At 39.6% G+C, this 19,369-nt stretch carries 21 protein-coding genes and 4 pseudogenes; 17 read left to right on the plus strand and 8 right to left on the minus strand.

Going from position 1 to position 19,369, the window contains the following annotated elements; translation table 11 throughout:
* Entirely contained in the window at positions 1–228 is a 228-nt protein-coding gene (hfq, locus tag AS030_RS06385) for an RNA chaperone Hfq (protein ID WP_061969616.1), read from the plus strand.
* A gap of 58 nt (positions 229–286) precedes the next feature.
* On the opposite strand, the gene AS030_RS06390 is transcribed toward hfq, so the two are convergent.
* The gene (locus AS030_RS06390) at positions 287–1,264 is read right to left on the minus strand and encodes a tyrosine-type recombinase/integrase (protein WP_061969618.1); all 978 of its coding nucleotides are present in this window, start codon (positions 1,262–1,264) and stop codon (positions 287–289) included.
* A gap of 129 nt (positions 1,265–1,393) precedes the next feature.
* Between AS030_RS06390 and AS030_RS06395 the strand changes: the two genes are divergently transcribed.
* Positions 1,394–1,969: a YhcN/YlaJ family sporulation lipoprotein gene (locus AS030_RS06395; RefSeq protein WP_061969620.1), complete on the plus strand. Its 576-nt coding sequence runs from the start codon at positions 1,394–1,396 to the stop codon at positions 1,967–1,969.
* A 105-nt stretch (positions 1,970–2,074) separates the two neighbouring features.
* Here the strand turns inward: AS030_RS06395 and AS030_RS06400 are convergent, their stop codons facing one another.
* Positions 2,075–2,686 (minus strand): YitT family protein, encoded by a 612-nt coding sequence (locus AS030_RS06400; RefSeq protein ID WP_061969621.1) that lies wholly within the window; start codon positions 2,684–2,686, stop codon positions 2,075–2,077.
* A 312-nt stretch (positions 2,687–2,998) separates the two neighbouring features.
* Here AS030_RS06400 and spoVK point away from each other — a divergent pair, with 312 nt between their 5' ends.
* The 5 genes from spoVK (at position 2,999) to glnA (ending at position 8,393) form a co-directional block, all read left to right on the plus strand.
* Entirely contained in the window at positions 2,999–3,952 is a 954-nt protein-coding gene (gene spoVK, locus AS030_RS06405; protein WP_129475906.1) for a stage V sporulation protein K, read from the plus strand.
* Between the two features lie 41 nt (positions 3,953–3,993).
* The gene (gene hflX / locus AS030_RS06410; RefSeq protein ID WP_061969623.1) at positions 3,994–5,232 is read left to right on the plus strand and encodes a GTPase HflX; all 1,239 of its coding nucleotides are present in this window, start codon (positions 3,994–3,996) and stop codon (positions 5,230–5,232) included.
* Between the two features lie 12 nt (positions 5,233–5,244).
* A complete protein-coding gene (locus AS030_RS06415) occupies positions 5,245–6,510 on the plus strand; it encodes a methionine gamma-lyase family protein (RefSeq protein WP_061969625.1) in 1,266 nt (421 codons plus the stop codon).
* A gap of 110 nt (positions 6,511–6,620) precedes the next feature.
* The gene (locus AS030_RS06420) at positions 6,621–7,013 is read left to right on the plus strand and encodes a MerR family transcriptional regulator (protein WP_061971588.1); all 393 of its coding nucleotides are present in this window, start codon (positions 6,621–6,623) and stop codon (positions 7,011–7,013) included.
* Positions 7,014–7,058: 45 nt separating this feature from the next.
* Positions 7,059–8,393 (plus strand): type I glutamate--ammonia ligase, encoded by a 1,335-nt coding sequence (gene glnA, locus AS030_RS06425; RefSeq protein WP_061969628.1) that lies wholly within the window; start codon positions 7,059–7,061, stop codon positions 8,391–8,393.
* Positions 8,394–8,521: 128 nt separating this feature from the next.
* Here glnA and AS030_RS22900 read toward each other — a convergent pair.
* Positions 8,522–8,776 (minus strand): annotated as a pseudogene (locus AS030_RS22900) (tyrosine-type recombinase/integrase); the annotation flags it as partial.
* A 204-nt stretch (positions 8,777–8,980) separates the two neighbouring features.
* On the opposite strand from AS030_RS22900, the pseudogene AS030_RS06435 reads away from it, so the two are divergent.
* Positions 8,981–9,579, plus strand: a pseudogene (locus AS030_RS06435) (recombinase family protein).
* Positions 9,580–9,964: 385 nt separating this feature from the next.
* Here AS030_RS06435 and AS030_RS06440 read toward each other — a convergent pair.
* Both AS030_RS06440 and AS030_RS06445 read right to left on the minus strand, forming a co-directional pair.
* Positions 9,965–10,402, minus strand: a complete 438-nt coding sequence (locus AS030_RS06440) for a TOPRIM nucleotidyl transferase/hydrolase domain-containing protein (protein WP_061969630.1) — start codon at positions 10,400–10,402, stop codon at positions 9,965–9,967.
* Positions 10,374–11,528 carry an AAA family ATPase gene (locus AS030_RS06445; protein WP_061969632.1) on the minus strand — a complete coding sequence of 385 codons (1,155 nt, stop codon included), beginning with the start codon at positions 11,526–11,528 and terminating at the stop codon, positions 10,374–10,376. Before AS030_RS06445 ends, AS030_RS06440 begins: the two co-directional genes overlap by 29 nt.
* A gap of 144 nt (positions 11,529–11,672) precedes the next feature.
* On the opposite strand from AS030_RS06445, the pseudogene AS030_RS06450 reads away from it, so the two are divergent.
* From AS030_RS06450 to AS030_RS24135, 5 genes and pseudogenes are all read left to right on the plus strand, one after another.
* A pseudogene (locus tag AS030_RS06450) lies at positions 11,673–12,222 on the plus strand (recombinase family protein).
* Between the two features lie 165 nt (positions 12,223–12,387).
* A complete protein-coding gene (locus AS030_RS06455; RefSeq protein ID WP_061969635.1) occupies positions 12,388–13,287 on the plus strand; it encodes an RES family NAD+ phosphorylase in 900 nt (299 codons plus the stop codon).
* 139 nt (positions 13,288–13,426) lie between these two features.
* A pseudogene (locus tag AS030_RS24220) lies at positions 13,427–13,534 on the plus strand (hypothetical protein); the annotation flags it as partial.
* Positions 13,535–13,830: 296 nt separating this feature from the next.
* Entirely contained in the window at positions 13,831–14,859 is a 1,029-nt protein-coding gene (locus AS030_RS06460) for a DUF262 domain-containing protein (RefSeq protein ID WP_205728268.1), read from the plus strand.
* 26 nt (positions 14,860–14,885) lie between these two features.
* A complete protein-coding gene (locus AS030_RS24135; protein ID WP_205728269.1) occupies positions 14,886–15,251 on the plus strand; it encodes a hypothetical protein in 366 nt (121 codons plus the stop codon).
* 175 nt (positions 15,252–15,426) lie between these two features.
* Here the strand turns inward: AS030_RS24135 and AS030_RS06465 are convergent, their stop codons facing one another.
* Positions 15,427–15,657: a hypothetical protein gene (locus AS030_RS06465; RefSeq protein ID WP_061969638.1), complete on the minus strand. Its 231-nt coding sequence runs from the start codon at positions 15,655–15,657 to the stop codon at positions 15,427–15,429.
* Between the two features lie 400 nt (positions 15,658–16,057).
* On the opposite strand from AS030_RS06465, the gene AS030_RS06470 reads away from it, so the two are divergent.
* The 4 genes from AS030_RS06470 to AS030_RS06485 all read left to right on the plus strand — a co-directional run bounded on the left by AS030_RS06470 (position 16,058) and on the right by AS030_RS06485 (position 17,352).
* On the plus strand, positions 16,058–16,309 hold the full coding sequence (locus tag AS030_RS06470; RefSeq protein WP_061969640.1) for a hypothetical protein: 252 nt from the start codon (positions 16,058–16,060) through the stop codon (positions 16,307–16,309).
* 20 nt (positions 16,310–16,329) lie between these two features.
* Positions 16,330–16,623: a hypothetical protein gene (locus AS030_RS06475; RefSeq protein WP_061969642.1), complete on the plus strand. Its 294-nt coding sequence runs from the start codon at positions 16,330–16,332 to the stop codon at positions 16,621–16,623.
* Positions 16,624–16,812: 189 nt separating this feature from the next.
* Positions 16,813–16,992 (plus strand): hypothetical protein, encoded by a 180-nt coding sequence (locus AS030_RS06480; protein ID WP_061969644.1) that lies wholly within the window; start codon positions 16,813–16,815, stop codon positions 16,990–16,992.
* 3 nt (positions 16,993–16,995) lie between these two features.
* Positions 16,996–17,352, plus strand: a complete 357-nt coding sequence (locus tag AS030_RS06485) for a hypothetical protein (protein ID WP_061969646.1) — start codon at positions 16,996–16,998, stop codon at positions 17,350–17,352.
* An 866-nt stretch (positions 17,353–18,218) separates the two neighbouring features.
* Here the strand turns inward: AS030_RS06485 and AS030_RS06490 are convergent.
* Together AS030_RS06490 and AS030_RS23485 are read right to left on the minus strand one after the other, a co-directional pair.
* A complete protein-coding gene (locus AS030_RS06490) occupies positions 18,219–18,776 on the minus strand; it encodes a hypothetical protein (protein WP_061969648.1) in 558 nt (185 codons plus the stop codon).
* Positions 18,777–18,888: 112 nt separating this feature from the next.
* Positions 18,889–19,050: a hypothetical protein gene (locus AS030_RS23485; protein WP_156412557.1), complete on the minus strand. Its 162-nt coding sequence runs from the start codon at positions 19,048–19,050 to the stop codon at positions 18,889–18,891.
* Positions 19,051–19,369 lie beyond the last annotated feature (319 nt).

Genomic DNA, 19,369 nt, shown 5'->3' on the forward strand with positions numbered 1-19,369 from the left:
ATGAAGCAAGCGATCAATATCCAGGATCAGTATTTGAACCAATTACGACGAGAAAATATCTATGTGACTGTATATTTACTAAATGGTTTTCAACTTAAAGGGCTGGTGAAAGGGTTCGATAACTTTACGGTCATCCTGGAATCAGAAGGAAAACAACACTTAATATACAAACATGCCATCTCAACTTTCACACCTCATCGTCCGGTGGAGCTGCCGGCTGAAAATTGATACATAGGTACGTTGGGAACTGAAAAAAAAACCTTGCTGAACGTTCAGCAAGGTTTTTTTATGTTGGTATGGCCTGAAGATAATCATAGTATCTGCGGAGGCTTAGGGGAGATTTGAATCCGTATTTGGTTTTCATGATTTCAAAATCAAGTCCTGCCTTTACATCATTCAGAATGCACGTTCTCCTCAGATGCTGCGCCGATATCCCCTTGCGCAAACCGGATCTTTGGATTTCAAGCCGGATCATTTTTTGTACCGCAATCTGGGTGAGCGGTTTTGGGGAACGTGTTTTGTATACCCAGCGGTAGGTTCCCCGCTGATAGTCAAAAGCGGCCAGGAAGTGGTCGTTGGAATACCATGCCGGACGAACGGCCTGTGGAATGGTCTCATAATAAGAATAAAGCAACATCTGGTCATTTTTCTCTAATGGTATGTCTCGGGTAAGGCTCGTTTCTGACGGAACATGAACATACCCTTTTGTGAAGTTGATATGTTTCATTCTGAGTGATGTGAGCTCATGCAGGGTTAATCCATAGTAGGCAAGCAACGTAATAATCGACTGGTTGCGGTCGATCAGCATGTGACGGTATTTTTGCTGATTTTCCGTTAAGCCCTCATACGAACGCACGGTTTCAAACAGCCGCTGGAGCTCTTCCTTTGTGATAAAGTCCTCTTCCGTAAAAAAAGGATCATCCTTAGGACCGATTTGAACGCCGTTTACCGGATTGAAAGAAAGGTTCCCTAAAGCGATCTGAAACTGGACGAGCTGCTTGAGCACTGTCAATACACGCTGAAGAGTGCGAAGCGAATAGTGGCGCTCGTTCATTAAAAAATCAAAATACAATTGAAAGTCTCTGGTTTGCAGTGACTGAAAGGCTGAAAAGCTGTCCTCTTTTTTGACGACACGCATCCATGCCAAAAAGTCATTCATATCATAAAAATATCGCCTGATGGTACTTTCCTGTCTGCCTTTCTTCTCCAATGCTTCTAAATAAACAGCCGAATAGTTCGGCAAGGAATCGATAAGCGGGAACATAGCAACCTCCGTATGGCGTTTTTTTCATTATACCAATACTTACCTCCAAGGGCACATATTAACAAAATGAATATTTGCGTGTGGAAGATTGAACACTAACCCTAACAATGAAAAAGAGAGGGTTATTCCATGCGAAACTATTTGCTAGTCATTGGAGCGGTGATCATGATTTCGGGCTGTTCAGAACAAGAACTGGATCTGGACCAAGATAAAAACTACAAGGCACCAACGAAGGTCAACATGAAGAAATTGCCGAACTCCCAAAATGATGCTCCCAATGTGAATGAAAAAAACTATGAGGCGAAAAATGCGAAGGAAATTCATGATCTGGCAGTAACCGTGCCAGGGGTAAAACAGGCAGATGTCATTGTGAGCGGCATTTATACACTCGTGGGAATTACGCCCGAGAAACAACTTTCTCAGGAACAAAAGGATCGGCTGCGGCTGAAGGTCTACCAGAGCATCAAGGGAAATGAGCACGGAAAGAATGCTGCGATTACAGCTGATCCCGCACTTATTAAGGAAATGAGGGGGATTCAGCGCAAAATTGATGATGGCGATACGCTGAATACGGATGATGTATACAATAGGCTGGGGATTTTAATCGGCAAAATTATCCCGCCGTCCAATCAGGCAAAGAAAAACGAACAAAAAGATATGGACCGGATGAAGCGCAACAATCAGGGGAGGCAAGTGTACGAATAAAACTATTTCCCGGAGAAGCGCAGAAAATGACAAAAACCCCTAAACTTTTTCATAAAAGTTTGAGGGGTTTTTGTCAATTATTGAAAAAGTTTAGGGATTTTTCGATTAAAGAGAAGCTTCGACCGGAATATTATTTTCGTCCGATTTAGCCCCCTGCTGCGGTTTGAACTTACCGGCAAGGAAACTTGCAATCGTTATAGTGATCACGGAATAGAGTGCGTTCACCATTCCGACCATCAATGAGGCGGACAAAACAATAAGAAAATCGGTAATGAACAGTGTCTTTCCGCGATTGATGGAAAGATGCTGATCCATATAAACGGCCAAAATGTGGATGCCTCCAAGAGAAGCTCCGTTATTGAGGACGAGCACCACTCCGCTTCCAATGATCAATCCAGCTGCAACAGCAATAAATATCGGATGGACACCATTTGTCGGAGCAATCTTCAAAAAGCCGCTGAGGATGGAAATCAGAGAGATGCAAAGCAATGTGTAAACAGAAAACAATATTCCCAATCTTTTTACCGATAAAATAAAGAAGGGAAGGTTAATCATAAAAAACCAAACGCCCCAGGAAATCCCCGTTGAAAAGGTTAATAAAGTAGAGATGCCAGCTGTGCCCCCAAACGTGAGATGGGAAATGGTCAGCAGCTTTGTCCCGAAAGCGGTTAAAAACAATCCGGTAATCACTAGTAAAGCCTTTTTGATAAAATACATTTTCATCGTTCCTTTATTCGCAACTAACTTCAACAATAAGATAGCTAGAAATATTAGTCAATACATTATTTCGTTTAAATATACATTGAAATTTCAGAAAATACTGTTTATCTGAACATTTATAGCGTGCTTGTTGTATAAAAATACGAAATTATTTATAAAGATTAAGGGATTCCGAGTTGTTCTCCAAGCCCGTATAATTGCCACTCTCAAGAATACATTAGAATGAGGGCAGGAAAAGATAGGCATTTGTCACCCATAAACAATGTCATGCGTATATTAATTCTAGACAGCTAAAGAGAGGTGAATCTCTTGCATGATTCCATGACATTTAAAAAGAAGACCCAGATCAACATTATCCTGAATCAGAATACAGAAAGAGAGAAAGTGGAAGACGCGCCTGTTTCTGCACCAAAGGAAGGGCGGCAGCTTGAAAAGCATCTTCCGTTAAAAAAAATGGAACAGGAAATGTCGTCGTTGGTTGGCATGGAGGAACTGAAGAATTTCATTAAGGAAATCTATGCGTGGCTTTATGTGAATAAATGCAGAGAAAATCAAGGGCTGAAGGTTGAAAAACAAGTGCTTCACATGATGTTTAAGGGAAATCCGGGAACAGGAAAGACGACGGTAGCCCGTTTGCTTGGAAACCTGTTTCTGGAAATGAATGTTCTTTCAAAGGGGCATCTGATTGAAGTGGAGCGTGCCGATCTAGTCGGAGAATATATCGGTCATACCGCCCAGAAAACAAGAGATCTGCTAAAAAAGGCGATGGGCGGGATTTTGTTTATTGATGAAGCCTATTCGCTCGCCCGCGGCGGCGAAAAGGATTTTGGGAAAGAAGCGATTGATACCCTTGTAAAGGCGATGGAAGACCAGCAGCATGATTTTATTCTGATTCTTGCCGGTTATTCGGGAGAGATGGACCGATTCCTGAAACTAAATCCAGGTTTGCCGTCACGATTTCCAATCATGGTCACGTTTCCCGATTACTCGGTTGATGAACTCATGGAAATCTCCCGGAAAATGGTTGCCGAACGGCAGTATATCATGGCCAAAGATTCGGAGTGGAAGCTGCGGCAGCACCTGCAGCGCGTGTGTGCGGCCGGTGAAAAGTCCTTTTCAAATGGAAGGTACATCCGCAACATTATTGAAAAAGCGGTGAGAAAACAATCGGTCCGGTTGTTAAAAGAGGAACGGACGGACAAAAAATCATTGATGACACTCATGGCAGATGACCTGCATCTGGAAGAGAAACAAGGAATTTGATATGATGAACGTATCATAAAAAACGAAAGCAGGTCGATTTTTTGGAAGATACTACGCATTCTCAACAAGAGAAAGCCATCCTCGTTGGCTGCCAGCTGCCAGGGCAAACCGACGAGCGATTTTTTTATTCCATGGAAGAGCTGGAGTCCTTGACCAAAACAGCTCAGGGACAAGCTGTGGCCACGGTTACCCAAAAAAGGGATAGATACGACGCGTCCACCTTCATCGGGAAAGGGAAGATTGAAGAGATTGTAGCTCTTGAAGAAGAGCTGGAGGCCGATCTTATTATTTTCAATGATGAGCTTACACCAGCGCAAAACCGGAATTTGTCCCGTTACTTTGAAGCACGGATCATTGACCGCACACAGCTGATCCTCGACATTTTCGCCACCCGTGCACGCTCCAGGGAAGGTAAGCTGCAGGTCGAACTGGCCCAGCTGCAATACATCCTGCCAAGGCTGGCCGGTATTGGTGCGTCTTTGTCGCGCCTTGGGGGCGGTATCGGCACCAGAGGTCCCGGGGAAACCAAGCTTGAACAGGACAGGAGGCATATCCGCACGAAGATTACCGATATTAAACGACAGCTGGAAGATATCGTTCACCACCGGGAACGGTACAGAGAAAGGCGGAAGGAAAACCAGGCCATACAAGCAGCTCTGGTCGGCTATACTAACGCGGGTAAATCCACGCTGTTCAACGGATTGACGCGGGCAGACAGCTATGAAGAAAACCTACTGTTTGCCACTCTTGATCCATTAACGAGAAAAATGCATCTTCCTTCGGGATTGCAGGTGCTTGTCACCGACACCGTAGGATTCATTCAGGACTTGCCCACTTCGCTGATTGCTGCGTTTCGTTCGACACTTGAAGAAGTAAGAGAAGCGGATGTGCTCATCCATGTTATCGACGGTTCGAGCGAAGACCGCGGACAGCATGAAGAAACGGTGCTCTCAATCTTAAAGGAATTGGGAGCCGCATCCATTCCCATGGTGACTGTATTTAATAAGAAGGATCAATTTAATGAGGGCTTTATTCCGGCTGCTGCAACATCCATATCCATCTCTGCCTTTGAGACGGAGGATGTGCAGCGCTTAAAAGAAGTCATCGAAACAGAAATGAAAAAGCAAATGGATTACTATCATATTTTTGTTCCGGCTTCAGAAGGCAAAACGCTGTCCATGCTGAAAACAACGACCATATTAATGGAGCAAAAGTTTGAAGAAGAAAATCAAGCGTATGAATGTAAAGGCTATGCCTTGCCATCCACGAAATTACAATAAAAGGAGCACCACATGTTTTCACAGTTCCAAAACGGAGAAAGATTACAAAGCTTAACAAGAGCCACAGAAGAAAAAATTTGCGATCAGCACGAGAAGATTCAGCAGACCGCCGAATTCAATCAGTTAAAAGTGTTAAAAAGCTTCAGAGAACAAAAGGTGAGTGATTTTCATTTCACTCCCTCCACCGGGTATGGATATGACGATGCCGGCCGGGATACGCTCGAAAAGGTGTATGCCCAGGTATTCGGAGGCGAAGCAGCGCTCGTACGGCCGCAGATCATCTCGGGCACTCACGCCATTTCCCTGTCCTTATTCGGTGTTTTGCTGCCGGGGGACGAGCTTCTCTATATCACCGGAAAGCCGTATGACACACTTGAAGAAATTGTGGGGATCCGCGGAAAAGGGACAGGTTCATTAAAAGAGTATGGTATTACCTACCAGCATACCGAGCTGACTCCATCGGGACGTCCGGATTTTGAAGTGATTCGAAATGCTATTCATGGCAAAACGCGCATGATAGGTATCCAGCGATCAAAAGGATATGCGGATCGGCCATCTTTTACAATTGAAGAAATCCGAGAGATGATTTCATTCGTAAAAAAAATCAAGCCCGATGTAGTGGTGTTCGTGGATAATTGCTATGGAGAGTTTGTGGAAGAAAAGGAGCCGTGCGAAGTTGGAGCGGATCTCATTGCGGGTTCACTGATCAAGAACCCGGGCGGCGGGCTTGCCAAGACGGGCGGATACATAGCAGGAAAGAAAGAACTGGTGGAACGGTGTTCATACCGGCTCACGTCACCAGGAATAGGAGCGGAAGCAGGCGCTTCTTTATACAGCCTGCTTGAAATGTACCAAGGGTTCTTTTTGGCACCACACGTTACCGCACAGGCGTTAAAAGGAGCAGTCTTTACAGCAGCTCTTCTTGAAAGTCTCGGAATGGAGACCAATCCGGCATGGAATTCAAAGCGTACCGACTTGATTCAGTCTGTTAAATTTAATGATGAAAAACGAATGGTGGCGTTTTGCCAGGCGATTCAGCTTGTCTCACCGGTCAATGCCCATGCCGTTCCTTATCCCGGATATATGCCCGGCTATGAACATGATGTAATCATGGCCGCAGGAACCTTTATCCAAGGAGCGAGCATTGAACTCACGGCTGATGGACCGATCCGTCCGCCATACATCGCCTATGTTCAGGGTGGCCTTACTTATGAGCATGTCAAAATCGCCATTTTGACGGCTATCGACCAATTAATGGAACAAAATCTGCTCCATTAAACGAATATAAAATATTTTTTGATAATTTTATGTTATTTCTTCTCACATAGTATTGACATGTTAGGTTATGTAACATAAGATAAAAGTAGTTGGAAGGAGGGCTTACGATGATGAATGATGATACACGACGGAATCAACCTTTATTTCCGATCAGTATTGTTATGAAGCTAACTGAATTATCTGCCCGGCAAATTCGATATTATGAAGAACATGAACTGATTAACCCGGCTCGAACAGACGGCAACCGGAGAATGTTCTCTTTCAACGATGTGGATAAATTGCTGGAAATCAAGTCTCTGATTGAACAAGGCGTCAATCTTGCAGGGATCAAGCGTGTGTTTGAGCTGAACCAGCAAGCGGTTAGCCTTTTGAAAAATGAGGTTAAGAACGAGCAAGTGTCTGACGCTGCCATACACCGCCGATTAAAGCGTGATTTGTTGCATGCGGGCAGACTAGGGAAGACGTCCTTGATCCAGGGGGAACTATCCCGCTTTTTCCACTAATCTTACCAACGAATGCTGTATTCAATTTCTAAGGAGGAGTAACAATTGGCTAAATTTACAAGAGAAGACATCATGCAAATTGCAAAAGATGAAAATGTACGTTTCATTCGCCTTCAGTTTACCGATCTTTTGGGCGTAATCAAAAACGTAGAAATTCCTATCGGACAATTGGAAAAGGCATTGGATAATAAGATGATGTTTGACGGTTCTTCTATCGAAGGATTTGTGCGCATCGAGGAATCCGATATGCTACTTTACCCTGATTTAGACACATGGGTTGTATTCCCTTGGACTTCTGAAAAAGGAAAAGTAGCCCGTCTGATCTGTGATATCTACAATCCGGATGGCACACCATTTGCCGGCGACCCTCGCGGAATTTTGAAACGCGTACTGAATGAAATGGAAGATTTGGGCTTCACGGACTTCAACATTGGACCTGAACCGGAATTTTTCCTCTTTAAAAATGATGAAAAAGGCGAGCCAACTCTTGAGCTTAACGACAAGGGCGGATATTTTGACCTTGCGCCGACGGATCTTGGCGAAAACTGCCGCCGTGACATCGTTCTCGAGCTGGAAGATATGGGCTTTGAAATCGAAGCATCTCACCATGAAGTAGCTCCTGGACAGCATGAAATTGACTTTAAATATGCGGATGCTATAACAACTTGTGATAACATCCAAACATTTAAGCTTGTAGTTAAAACCATCGCCCGTAAGCATGGACTTCACGCTACCTTTATGGCGAAGCCGCTGTTTGGTGTGAACGGTTCAGGAATGCACGCCAACATGTCATTATTTAAAGACGGCGAGAACTCATTCTACAACGCGTCCACTGAAACTGGACTTAGCGAAACAGCGATGCAGTTCCTTGCTGGAATCCTGAAGCATGCTCAAGACTTTACTGCTGTAACCAACCCGACTGTAAACTCCTACAAGCGTTTGGTTCCGGGCTATGAAGCTCCTTGTTATGTTGCATGGTCCATGCAAAACCGCAGCCCGCTGATCCGTATCCCGGCTTCCCGCGGACTGAGCACTCGTGTTGAAGTTCGTAGTGTTGACCCTACAGCAAACCCATATCTTGCTATGGCGGTATTGCTGGCATCCGGTCTTGACGGAATCAAGAACCAATTGCAAACTCCAGAACCAATTGACCGCAACATTTATGTTATGGATAAAGATGAGCGTGAAGCAGAAGGAATCAAAGATCTTCCTGCAACGCTTAAAGAAGCGCTCGACCGCTTGAAGAAGAGCGAAGTGCTGATTAAAGCGCTTGGCGAGCATGCGGCTGAACACTTTGTGGAAGCAAAAGAAATTGAGTGGGATATGTTCCGTACACAAGTTCACCCTTGGGAACGCGAACAATACATGAGCATGTATTAAGATATAAACCCCTTGACACCATTGGTGTTAAGGGGTTTTTGCTTTTTGGTCATATAGGTTGATTTCATTTTTAAATAATGCAGGACCAAAAATGGACCGAAAAATTATTACTTTAAGACATTTTTCATTTATTCTTCATATTTAACCATAGTATCAGTTTCTATCTTCTTGGAGATATGGGCATAAACATCCGATGTAACTTCAATGCTGCCATGACCTAAACGCTCCTGAACATACTTCATATCAGCTCCTGCTTCCAAAAGCAAAACAGCATGTGTATGACGTAATGAATGGATTGGCACTTTGGGAAGATGGGCGCGCTTCAAAATTCGTTCAAAGGCGTTGAATAATGTTAATTTTGGAATAATATTTCCATCATTCCTAACTGTTTTATCATGTTGTTTTCGATACGCTATATGTTTCAAAAGGTACAACCTTATGAGACTGTATTTAAGTACTGAATAAACCTGTGTTTGTATAGTATCAAAAGGTATAATGATTATGAAACGTATCAAAATAAGGATTAACCTTTTGGAACACCCTGTTATATACTTGACTCACAAGCTAATAGTAAGGAGTTAATGAAAATGACAAGAGAATTTGCATATGTACGTGTGTCAAGTAAGGAACAAATGAACAACGACAATTAGACGCAATAAGAGAGTTAGGAATTGACGAAGGCTACATATTTACAGACAAGCAAAGCGGTAAGGGCTTTGGTAGACCTGACTATCAATTAATGAAGCGTATGCTTAAAATAGGTAATGTCCTATACATTATGTCAATTGACCGTTTAGGACGTGACTACACTGGCATATTCAACGAATGGAACGATATAACTAAGAATATCAAAGCAGATATAGTTGTATTGGATATGCCATTATTAGACACTCGTAAGTATGCTGACAAAATGGGAACGTTTGTAAGTGACTTAGTACTACAAGTCCTATCGTTTGTTGCTGATAAAGAACGTGAAAATATTAAGAAGCGACAAGCACAAGGAATTGCTTCCGCTAAAGCACAAGGTAAACATCTAGGAAGACCTAAAGCGTCTATTACAGTTGAATTTGAGAATGCCTACAAACAATGGAAAGCAGGAGAAATAACAGGTGTTCAAGCAATGGAACAAGCAGGAATGACTAAAGCTACCTTCTACCGCAAGGTTAAAGAATATGAGGCAAGTTAAAGAGACTCCCAAACCAAGGAGTCTCTTTTCTTTTAGTGAGTATATGGGGAAGGTATTTCCTACATTCTCATGGGGTTCATAAGTGGGAGAAGAGCTTCATCTACACATCACAGAATTCTACAGTTTCCGAGTCAAAGCTTACACTTCACCAACCTCCTATAATAAAGTTCATATAATTGTCTTGGTAAGAGGTTTTCAGGTGGTAAGTTAATATTCACCTAACCCCCTCAACTTTGCCACCATTCTAGTATTTTCGGTATTAAAGGAAATTCAAAAGCTTGCTCCTTAGTCATTTCTAATGCAACTTTTTCTCCAGTATTTACTTTGTTGCGGTCTGGTATTTGAGATATTTCACCGAAATTATCGTGTGATAGTTCGTTTACATCTATTTTTTAAGAACTTTTGCAAGAACATCTTTTGGATAAAGATTTTCAATAGTTCTAAATTCTCTTAGTAAGATACAATTTACATCAGCTTTTTGACATGCTTCTTCGTACTGTACTTTTGATTTTTTAACACTTCCACCTGCTTGTTCGCTTTTTACTAAATCACTGTCAATGACAACAATGCTCTTTTCATGAATTTTTTTTATATCTCTTGGATCGATGACAAATAAATTTTCACCTCCAAGAGGAATGATAAGAACTCCTTCTCTTTCAATATCTATTCCAACCTTATTTAGAAGAATAGATAATACCTTGACCTCAGTTTGCCCTTCTACAAAGATTATTCCGTTGGCTGTTAAAGATAAAGGAAGGTATGCTCCAAGTGCATGAAATGCTTCTTCCTTCCTTTCAAATTCTATAGGGCGACCCTTGACCATTATGTTCTAAGAGGTATAATTTATCGTTACCTTTTACTTTTTGCATTATAAAAGGCGAGTGGGTAGACAGTATTACTTTTACATTAAACTCCTTTGTTAACTTCTTAAGTAAGGATACGATTTTCATTTGTAATTTTGGATGTAGACCATTTTCAGGCTCGTCTATAAAAACGATAAATGAATCGGAAAAATTCCCAATGAGTCTAGATATGATGTATAAAACATTAGTTATTCCAGCACCACTTCTGCTTAATGGATGATAGTGTGTGTTTTGGCTTTTTGACCATGTAATAAATAAGTCCTCATTAATAACTTTATCTACAGGCGTTCCTATTTCTATCTGCTCAAGATCAGGAAATAAGACTTTACAATATTCAATGAATTTTTGGTAATCTCCCTTTCTTCTTCGTTCTTCCTTATTTATTTCTTTATAAAACTCCACTAACTCCGATGTCACTTGCTCAGATGTCTCTATTCCATCCAAGCTTATATTGAATATCCTGTCTCTTGTACTGCTAAAGATAAAAAGAGAGTCTAATCTTCTTTCAATTTTCGATAATATATTTGTTAACTCCTTATACAATAATTCAACAAAGAAAGAAGTATCACCAGACCTCTCTAATTTGAAAAAATTGATGCAAAAAGAAGTGAATTCATCTTTGTCTGTCCAATCATGAAGATAATGACCATTGGGAGGGGATAAAGGGACATCAACAAAAATACTTACGGTCTTCAAGAACTCTCTTAAGGATTCTTCATTAATAATAACACCGGTTATTTCAATCTGTGCTTTTAAAGAACCTCTGTTATAAATTCGATAGATATTGTCACATTGTTCCTCTGTTAAGCCAAATTCCCATCTGACAATCTGATCTTCATGTGATTCACCCTGTACATCATTAAAATGGACACTTCCTTTCAGCGAGCCAAGTTTATAGTGAAAATCGGATTTAACCAGTTTCCTATTGTGAAGAACAACTGAACTCAAATAGCTAGAAATTAGAAAAGAAGTTTTGCCTGAATCATTTGTACCTGAAAGCACAGTTAAATCCCCTAATTCTATGTGTAATGGTGGACGATCTCCGATAGATCTATAATTTTTGACAGTCATGCTTTTGATATCCATTGTTTCCTTCTACTAACACTCTCTTTTCCATAATCATACAAAAAAACACTTGATTCAACAAATCTTGTTTACTGTATTGTTCAAATTCACTTCATTTACATAACATAGTGCAATAAATACCTGATGAATAGTGAGGAAATAACAATGAAATATGGATATGCAAGAGTATCAACAATCGTACAAGATTTAGAGGTTCAAATTCAAGCATTACAAGCAGAAGGTTACGAGGTTATATACAAAGAGAGGTTCACAGGTACTAAAACAGATAGACCAGAGTTTAACAAGGGGCTTGAGACATTGCAAGAAGGGGACACGTTAGTTGTAACAAAACTAGATAGAATTGCTAGGTCAGCAGTCGAAGGTATTCAAACAGTTAAGGCGCTATTTGCAAGAGGAGTAAAGGTTCACATCCTCAATATGGGACTAGTAGAAAACACCCCAACAGGCAGACTGATTTTCAATATACTCAGTTCATTCGCAGAGTTTGAACGAGACATGATTGTTGAACGAACTCAAGAAGGCAAAGCATTGGCAAAGCAACGTGATGATTTCAGAGAAGGTAGACCAAGAAAACACTCTAAGCAATATAGAATTGCTTAAGACTCATACATACAAAGAAGTTGAAGCAATGACTGGCATAAAGAAGCGAACACTGATTAACAGAAAGAATGAAATAGTAGCAAAGCAGATATAAGTGACTCCCGAACCAAGGAGTCTCTTTTCTTTATGTTGAGTATATGGGGGGATTTTCCACACTTTAATACCCCATTTTATTATAATATAGGTATAGTTGGTTATCTCACACACCATGGATTTGCAGCATTCCCGATAAACTTCATTATAGAATTGAGGAGACTAAATGAATCATGATAGAGATTTATTAATGAAAGCCTATGAAATGTGGTCAGGCTTTAAAGAAGAAGTATTATACAAAAACAGGTTCATTATCAACCACGAGGTTCTCGATTACATAAAAAAAATGGCGCAAATTTGCAGAAAGACGATTGAAAAGGATACCATTCTTTATAGAGCCAGACAGTTTTCTGGTGATGAATATTTTCTTTATTACCTACATAACCCAGATAAAACTACTGAAAAAGGTCTTGTTACATCTGCTTATAAGGCGAGGCTTAATAAAAACCAACAAACGGGATTCTGGGGGTTTAACGGAGAGGAATCTTTTGTACCGCCAAGTAACAACTTAATTGGTGATGGCAGAGCAAACCCAAGCTTTATTAAGTACCTTTATACTGCAGAAGAACCATATACAGCACTCGTTGAAGTGAGACCATATCTAGGTAGTAAAGTGAGTGTTGCTGAAATTAGAGTAAATGAACCGTTGGTTGTTGCGGATTTCTCGTATGACTCGCATGATTCATATAAGAAACTAGACAGTTTTGAAAAGAATCTTATGTTTATGATAATGGAAGACTTTTCAAAACCCTCTGATTCTGATAAAAGAAGCTACATTCCTACTCAATACGTTTCTGAGTTTATAAAGTCATTAGGGGTTGAGGGGATAAAATTTAACAGTTCCCTTTATCGTAGGGGAAGAAACATTACAATTTTTAATTATGAAAAGTGCCAACCAATAGGGTCAAAACTTTATGAAATTGAAGATATTTGCTTTGAAGCTAAAGGGTTTGCTCCTTCCAATCAAAAAGCTTTATTACATCATAAACTTGAACCTTATAAAATGAAACAGTTTGAACACTTTATTAAACAACTTGAATCAATGAAGCAAAATGATGAAAATTGAATGTTACTCTGAACTGTAGAATTTTCATTTAACTATATCCTAGACTACTTTACAGTTTTTAATCACTGAAATGAAGCTTTATCACGAGAAGTGGTTAGTGCTAGTTGAATATAAGTAATACATGATTACATCATGGTTTTCAGCCTCCGTATCAGCTATGTTCCTAACAACAGAAGCTGTTATCGCTGACAAGCCAGAAGAAAACGCTGGCGGCGCTGGCATGCCTGACATGGGTGGCATGATGTAATAAAGTGATCATAAACCTTGACCTTTTCTGGACAAAGTATCGATTAAAACATTCGTAAATGAATTTATGAGCATCGGGGTGCTGCATTAAAATCTACGTTTTGCATTACTTTTCTCTTGCAGGTTTGGTAAATAAAGTGTTCTCTTAATGCAAGTTAACATTGGGAGCAGCATTAGAAATTAAAACAAACAACATAAAGGCATAAGCGATTGGATACCGTTAACTATAATTGTACTTACCCAGTTTAACATTTGATTCCATTATACACCGTTATAAAGATAAATATTGGTGTTTAAATGGCTAAAATTGAAAACTATAAATATACTATTGAAGAAGCTTTTAGGGAATGTTTTTTCATAATTCCAGATTATCAACGTGAATATGTTTGGACGGATAAAGAAGTTCATCAACTTCTTGAAGATATAAATATCGATATGGATTCTTCTTCTGCTAGGGAATATTTTATTGGTACTGTTCTGGTTTCTCCAATAAAAACTAAGAACCACTATGAAATAATAGATGGACAACAGCGTCTTACAACATTTTTCCTGCTGCTTTGTGCATTGAAAAATCTTTTTGAAAATGAACCACAAGAACAAGCAGTAAGCGGGTTGGTTTCCACAAGCTACACCAATAGTGAGGGTGATACTATATCAAGCTTGAAGTTAGAACCCGGTTACGAAAATGCAAGTGAAGTTATGAAGAAGCTTGTAGAGCTTAACGCTGACCCCGAAGCAACCAGAGTGGCCATTCAAACAGCTGGAATAAAATCATTTGGATCTCTGGAAAAATTATTAAATGCATATGACACCATATATCGATATCTAAAAGATAACTATGTTAATAAGGCAAAGTTAAAGAAATATTGGGGTTACCTTGCTAACAATGTTATATTTATACAAATTTCAACTGATGTAAGTAGTGCTCTTAAAATTTTCAAAACCATTAATGAACGCGGTGTCGGACTAAATCCTATGGATCTCCTTAAAAATCTTTTATTTACTCATATACAATCAGATGAATTTACCAAATTAAAAGATGAATGGAAAAAAATCAGCAATCCTTTGGAGCAACATAAAGAAAAACCGCTCCGTTTTCTTCGTTATTTTCTTATGGCTAATTATAAAATCCAGAACGATAGACGTGATTCTATTGTAAGGGAGATTTATGATTGGTTCATGAGCAAGAAAAATGCTGAACTTTGTGATTATGACAAAAAACCATTTGAGTTTGTACGAAAAATAAACCGAAATGTCGAGCGGTTTATAGATTATTCAATTGGAAAGGGCAACGATGGTTTACCTAACATACACATGGATATTTAAGAAGGCTTTGTGGTGGAGCCTTCAGTTTGCATTATGTTTTACTTCTAGCAGCAAGCAATCTACCAAAAACACTATTTGATCACTTTGTCATACAGCTTGAAAGCTTTTTGTTTTACTACATTTTTACGAAGTCACCAACTAAGGAACTTGAAAGAAACTTCTCACTTTGGGCCGATGAACTTCGTCAAATAGCTAAAGAAGTTAATGAAGATGAACAGGTCAAAAAGTTTAATATCTTTTTGCAAGAACGATTTGTAAAAAGTATGACAATAAAAGAAGATGAATTAACCGACTACCTCAAAAGATATACGTTCAATTCTATGCAACAATATCGAACGCGCTGCATGCTAGCTAAATTAACTCAATATGTGGACAGCTTTCTCCTAAGATGACAATGATTAAGGAAATAAACATTAAAGAAATGAAAGAAGAATCGGTTAAAAGTATTTATAAAGAGAAAACAACGACTCATATTACTATAATTCTTTGTATCCACGTTTGAACCCTCCCATAAAATTTAAGCGAGTTGTAATACTTTCGCGGCCGGAAAAGGACAAGCGACCTTTTTTATATTTTCTTCAATAAATCCCTCAATTGATATTGTTTCCGAAAGTTTTCATAATCTCCGTCTTCTCTTCCGTATTTTTTACATTCAGAACCCATCCGTACATTTTTATCACAGAAAGGACATGTTCCAAAAAATTGATGAAGAATGTATCTGGGATCTTTACGGGAAAACAAAATGAATGGATAGATTTTACCATTTCTTTCTTTTTGAATGTAATTTTCTGAATCCATACAGTTTCCTCCTAATAATCGAATGCTTAATATATTTTCCAGTAATATAAAATATTCCTGCTATTTTATCTTATGAATTTATTTTCACCTACTACCTTATAATTCTTCTACGATTGATCAGAGAGGAACGGACAGGATACTACGATAATATCAAATCCATTAAAAGAGGCGGTGAAAAGTTTAGGGAAGCTGCTGAATCTGCCGGGAAAACATATGAAGAAGTCACACTTAAACAGAAAGGGGTTAGTTAAATGAATGTAGAAGAGTATATGTAGAAGAGTATAATAGAAACGCGATTGCTTCACGGGTTGGTAGATTCTACAGACCCTATGTACTGCACCAAATGTGGGAGTTAGCGAGGAATTAGACAACACCGATCTATGTCCTGGCTGTGGTGGAGTTGACGAAAACTAGAGATGGCAAAGAGGGTAAAGCAACACTGGGAGATATTCATAATATTTACGAGTTTGTCATGACAGCGAATTCCAGTGACGAACAGAAGGACATCAGGTTGGGGGAGCTGCGTGAGCTCATGGAGCATGAGTACCGAATCCCAGCGCCGAGGGAAAAAAGATTTGAGCAATGGGCAGAAAAGAATCGTTCTGCCCATGCTCTTTATCGAAAGATTATCATTTCAAAAAAATGTGTCTAAACAATAGGGGAGGATTTAAAATGCAAGAGGTAAATAATGAAACAAACAAGGTCAAATGTATATTGTCTATGCCACCAAGAAAAATTGCTGGAGAAATGATAGATATAGGAGAATCCTTAGTTTCTGTAGTTCCTCGTCAAGGAGAATTGATCGGGTTGAAAAATCGGGTAAATGGTGTTAGAGATTGGAGAGTACAACAGGTCGTGCATTATTTACAAGAAGAATTTGATTATCACATTGTCGGTCTTGTTGTGACTCCTGCGAAAGAGGACGAGTTTTGGTCTGTCAATGGTACCGGAGCGCAGCGAGGATAAGAAATTGACAGATGAACTTGTCCTTAGCCTTTATTGCACTTCAAAACCACGTTTTGAAGCCGAGCCCAGTGGCGGCGAACGTAATCTTTTGGATTTGATTTTAATCTCACTAGGTAGGCTTTCGAATTAGACGGGACTGAAGGTTTTACAGAAGAAGCTAAAAACGAATAAACTTGGGCAAGATTAATCATGAACAAGCGTCTGGTGGGGAATATTCAGGAGCAATATGAAGAAGTAGAAGGACCGGTCATAGGCTTAAATTTTTCTCCCTTTATCAATAATGCCCTTCCCCAATATCTGAGCTCGGAAGAATGGGAACATATAAAAGCTCAAATGAAAGAGGAAAATCAAAAAGGAACAGGGGAATAATAAATGACATTAAGAGCAGAACATCCAGACTTATATCAAGCGGTAGATTCTCTACATGAAGCATACGTGGAATATAGTAGGACAATAGATAAATTAGACGATATAGGCGTTCAAATCACATCTTTTGAGGGAGTAGTTGAACATATTGAAAAGGGAATAACTTCCCTTTTACCAAATGGAGCACCGTGGTTTGAGGAATATATTGAGAATTTTTCGACTGATGATCTATTTACAATCGAAAAACTTGCCATGGAAGATAAAATAGAAAGTGTTGGTGCATCCAGTGATGGAGTTAAGGTAATATTACAAAACAAAGAAGTTGCGATTCACAGACCATTGGAGATAATTAACGAGGCATAAAAAAAGAGCAGTCGGTCTAAGCGCCGGCTGCTTTTTATTGTAGCGTAGTTTGAATGAGATAAACAATAACATGGTAAAGAACGTAGAAGCCGAGGATAGTTTTAAGCCAGCTTCTCTTTTTGGGTTTCAGTTTCCTTTTCTCGGCCTGTCGTTTCGCGCTTTTGTCCATAACATCCATTAACATCATGTCTGTAATTAGTCCCATCATTCCCACTCCTTTTTATAAGATTCGTTTCCAATTCCTCCAGGGAACCGGAGAATGAAACAGCATTGATTTTCCAACCTTCACCCGGAATATCTCTCCATTCAATCCAATCCTTCGACCCGTATGTATGTGGTGATCGTGTTGTTCTTTTGGTCGGCTTGCGGGATCTGCTCAACGTTTTGGTCGAAGAATTTTCCAAAAGAATGGAAGCCTAGAATCTTCTCCCGTTTGAATGAATCAGAGTACACGTTTTCCATGAATCCTTTTGGCAAGTATTTTTAGAATACACTGTTTAATTCGTCAGTCTTAGTCACATTTCCTTGGCAGATGACTTTTTGGCGGGATTTCCTCGTTTTCTGTATCTGAAAACATGGGCAATACGTCCCTGGCTCTTCGGAATCTGTTGGAACCGGTGAAGGAGCAGTATGATTATATTCTAATCGACATGCCTCCATAACTCGGGGAGCACATGGTCAATTCGATTTCCATGGCAGATTATGTCGTTATCCTGGCAGAAGGATCTAAATGGGCCTATGAAGCAATTGACAGATTCTTAGACACGTTGGTCTATGCAAAGCAAAATGTGAATCCAAAGCTCGAAGTATCCGGGAATCTACGCACTCTGAACGATGCTTGGCGCTCCGATTCCGGCGAGCTTACTTTATGCGTCAACGATTTCTTTAATCCAAGGGTATAAATCATAGGGTTGGTTGAAGGAGATGTTTGTTAAGCCAAATATATCTAATACCGTTCTCATATGTTTTTGCATTTGATTACGTTGGAATCGGAAAGCATCTTTTTCGGATGGAAGGGAAAGGTAGGCTTCTATATTGTCATCCAAGGAAGAAAGTTCTTCTTCATCCTGGAAACGATTGTTCTCGTTTTGCCATGCATGACGCAACTCATGGTATATATTAGCGATTAAAGGGATTATGTCCCTAGGGTCTGAGATGATATTGTCATAGTGAAACAAGAAAATTTTAATTTCCTTTTTATCTGGTAAAGTAATTCCGGCAGTAACTGTTTCTCCATTTAATATTTGTTGCAATTCCTCTGAATTGAGATCCGGGTTCCTTTTTTGTTCAGATTGCAGTTTTTTTGGAGTGTCATAGAAAAAAAGCGCATAATCAAGATTTTTGTACTCATCCTCCAGTAAGGAAATACATCGTTTTATTTTCGCTGCTAGTTCCTTATTTAAATTACGTAATTTGATACTCAATTTGTCTCCCCCATTAATTAACATAATCGTAGTTTTCTTCGTTATCTATAAATTTCTTCTGTATTTGGAGGACGTTTTTAGTTCCTCCACCTCTTGATCTGTAAGCTTCTTCTTACCAGTAAGATGATTTTTCTTTATCCGTAAATTCCTTAGCCATATTTGCTTTTTCCTCAGTCATGTCCGAATCAAAAACTGAGCCGAAGGTGATCCCTTTAACAAAGGATTTCGCAGCCTCCTTAGCAACACTTGGTTTCTTTGCTTTGTCGTTAGCCATTTTGCTCCCTCCCTTATATGATTTACGAAATAAACGATCCTCAGTTTCCATATTTCGATATATATTGGTGTTTTCCCTTTAATTTTACCTACTAGTTAACATAAAGGCAGTGCTCGGAAGCAAGCCAGCAAATAAAACCCTGAATTTTGCCAAATGAGCCGGAATTCAAGGTTTTTGCTTGTTGGGAATGGAGGGAAAACATGTTTTTTTGGAAGAATTCCGATTTTCTATTTTCGTGGTTCCTCTCCATTTCTCTATCTGAGTGGCGATTTGACAAACAGGTGTCCTGTTTCAAGATATATCCGGATTAAGATACCGG

It is taken from the genome of Fictibacillus enclensis (assembly GCF_001457035.1).
Taxonomy (GTDB): Bacteria; Bacillota; Bacilli; order Bacillales; family Fictibacillaceae; genus Fictibacillus_C; species Fictibacillus_C enclensis.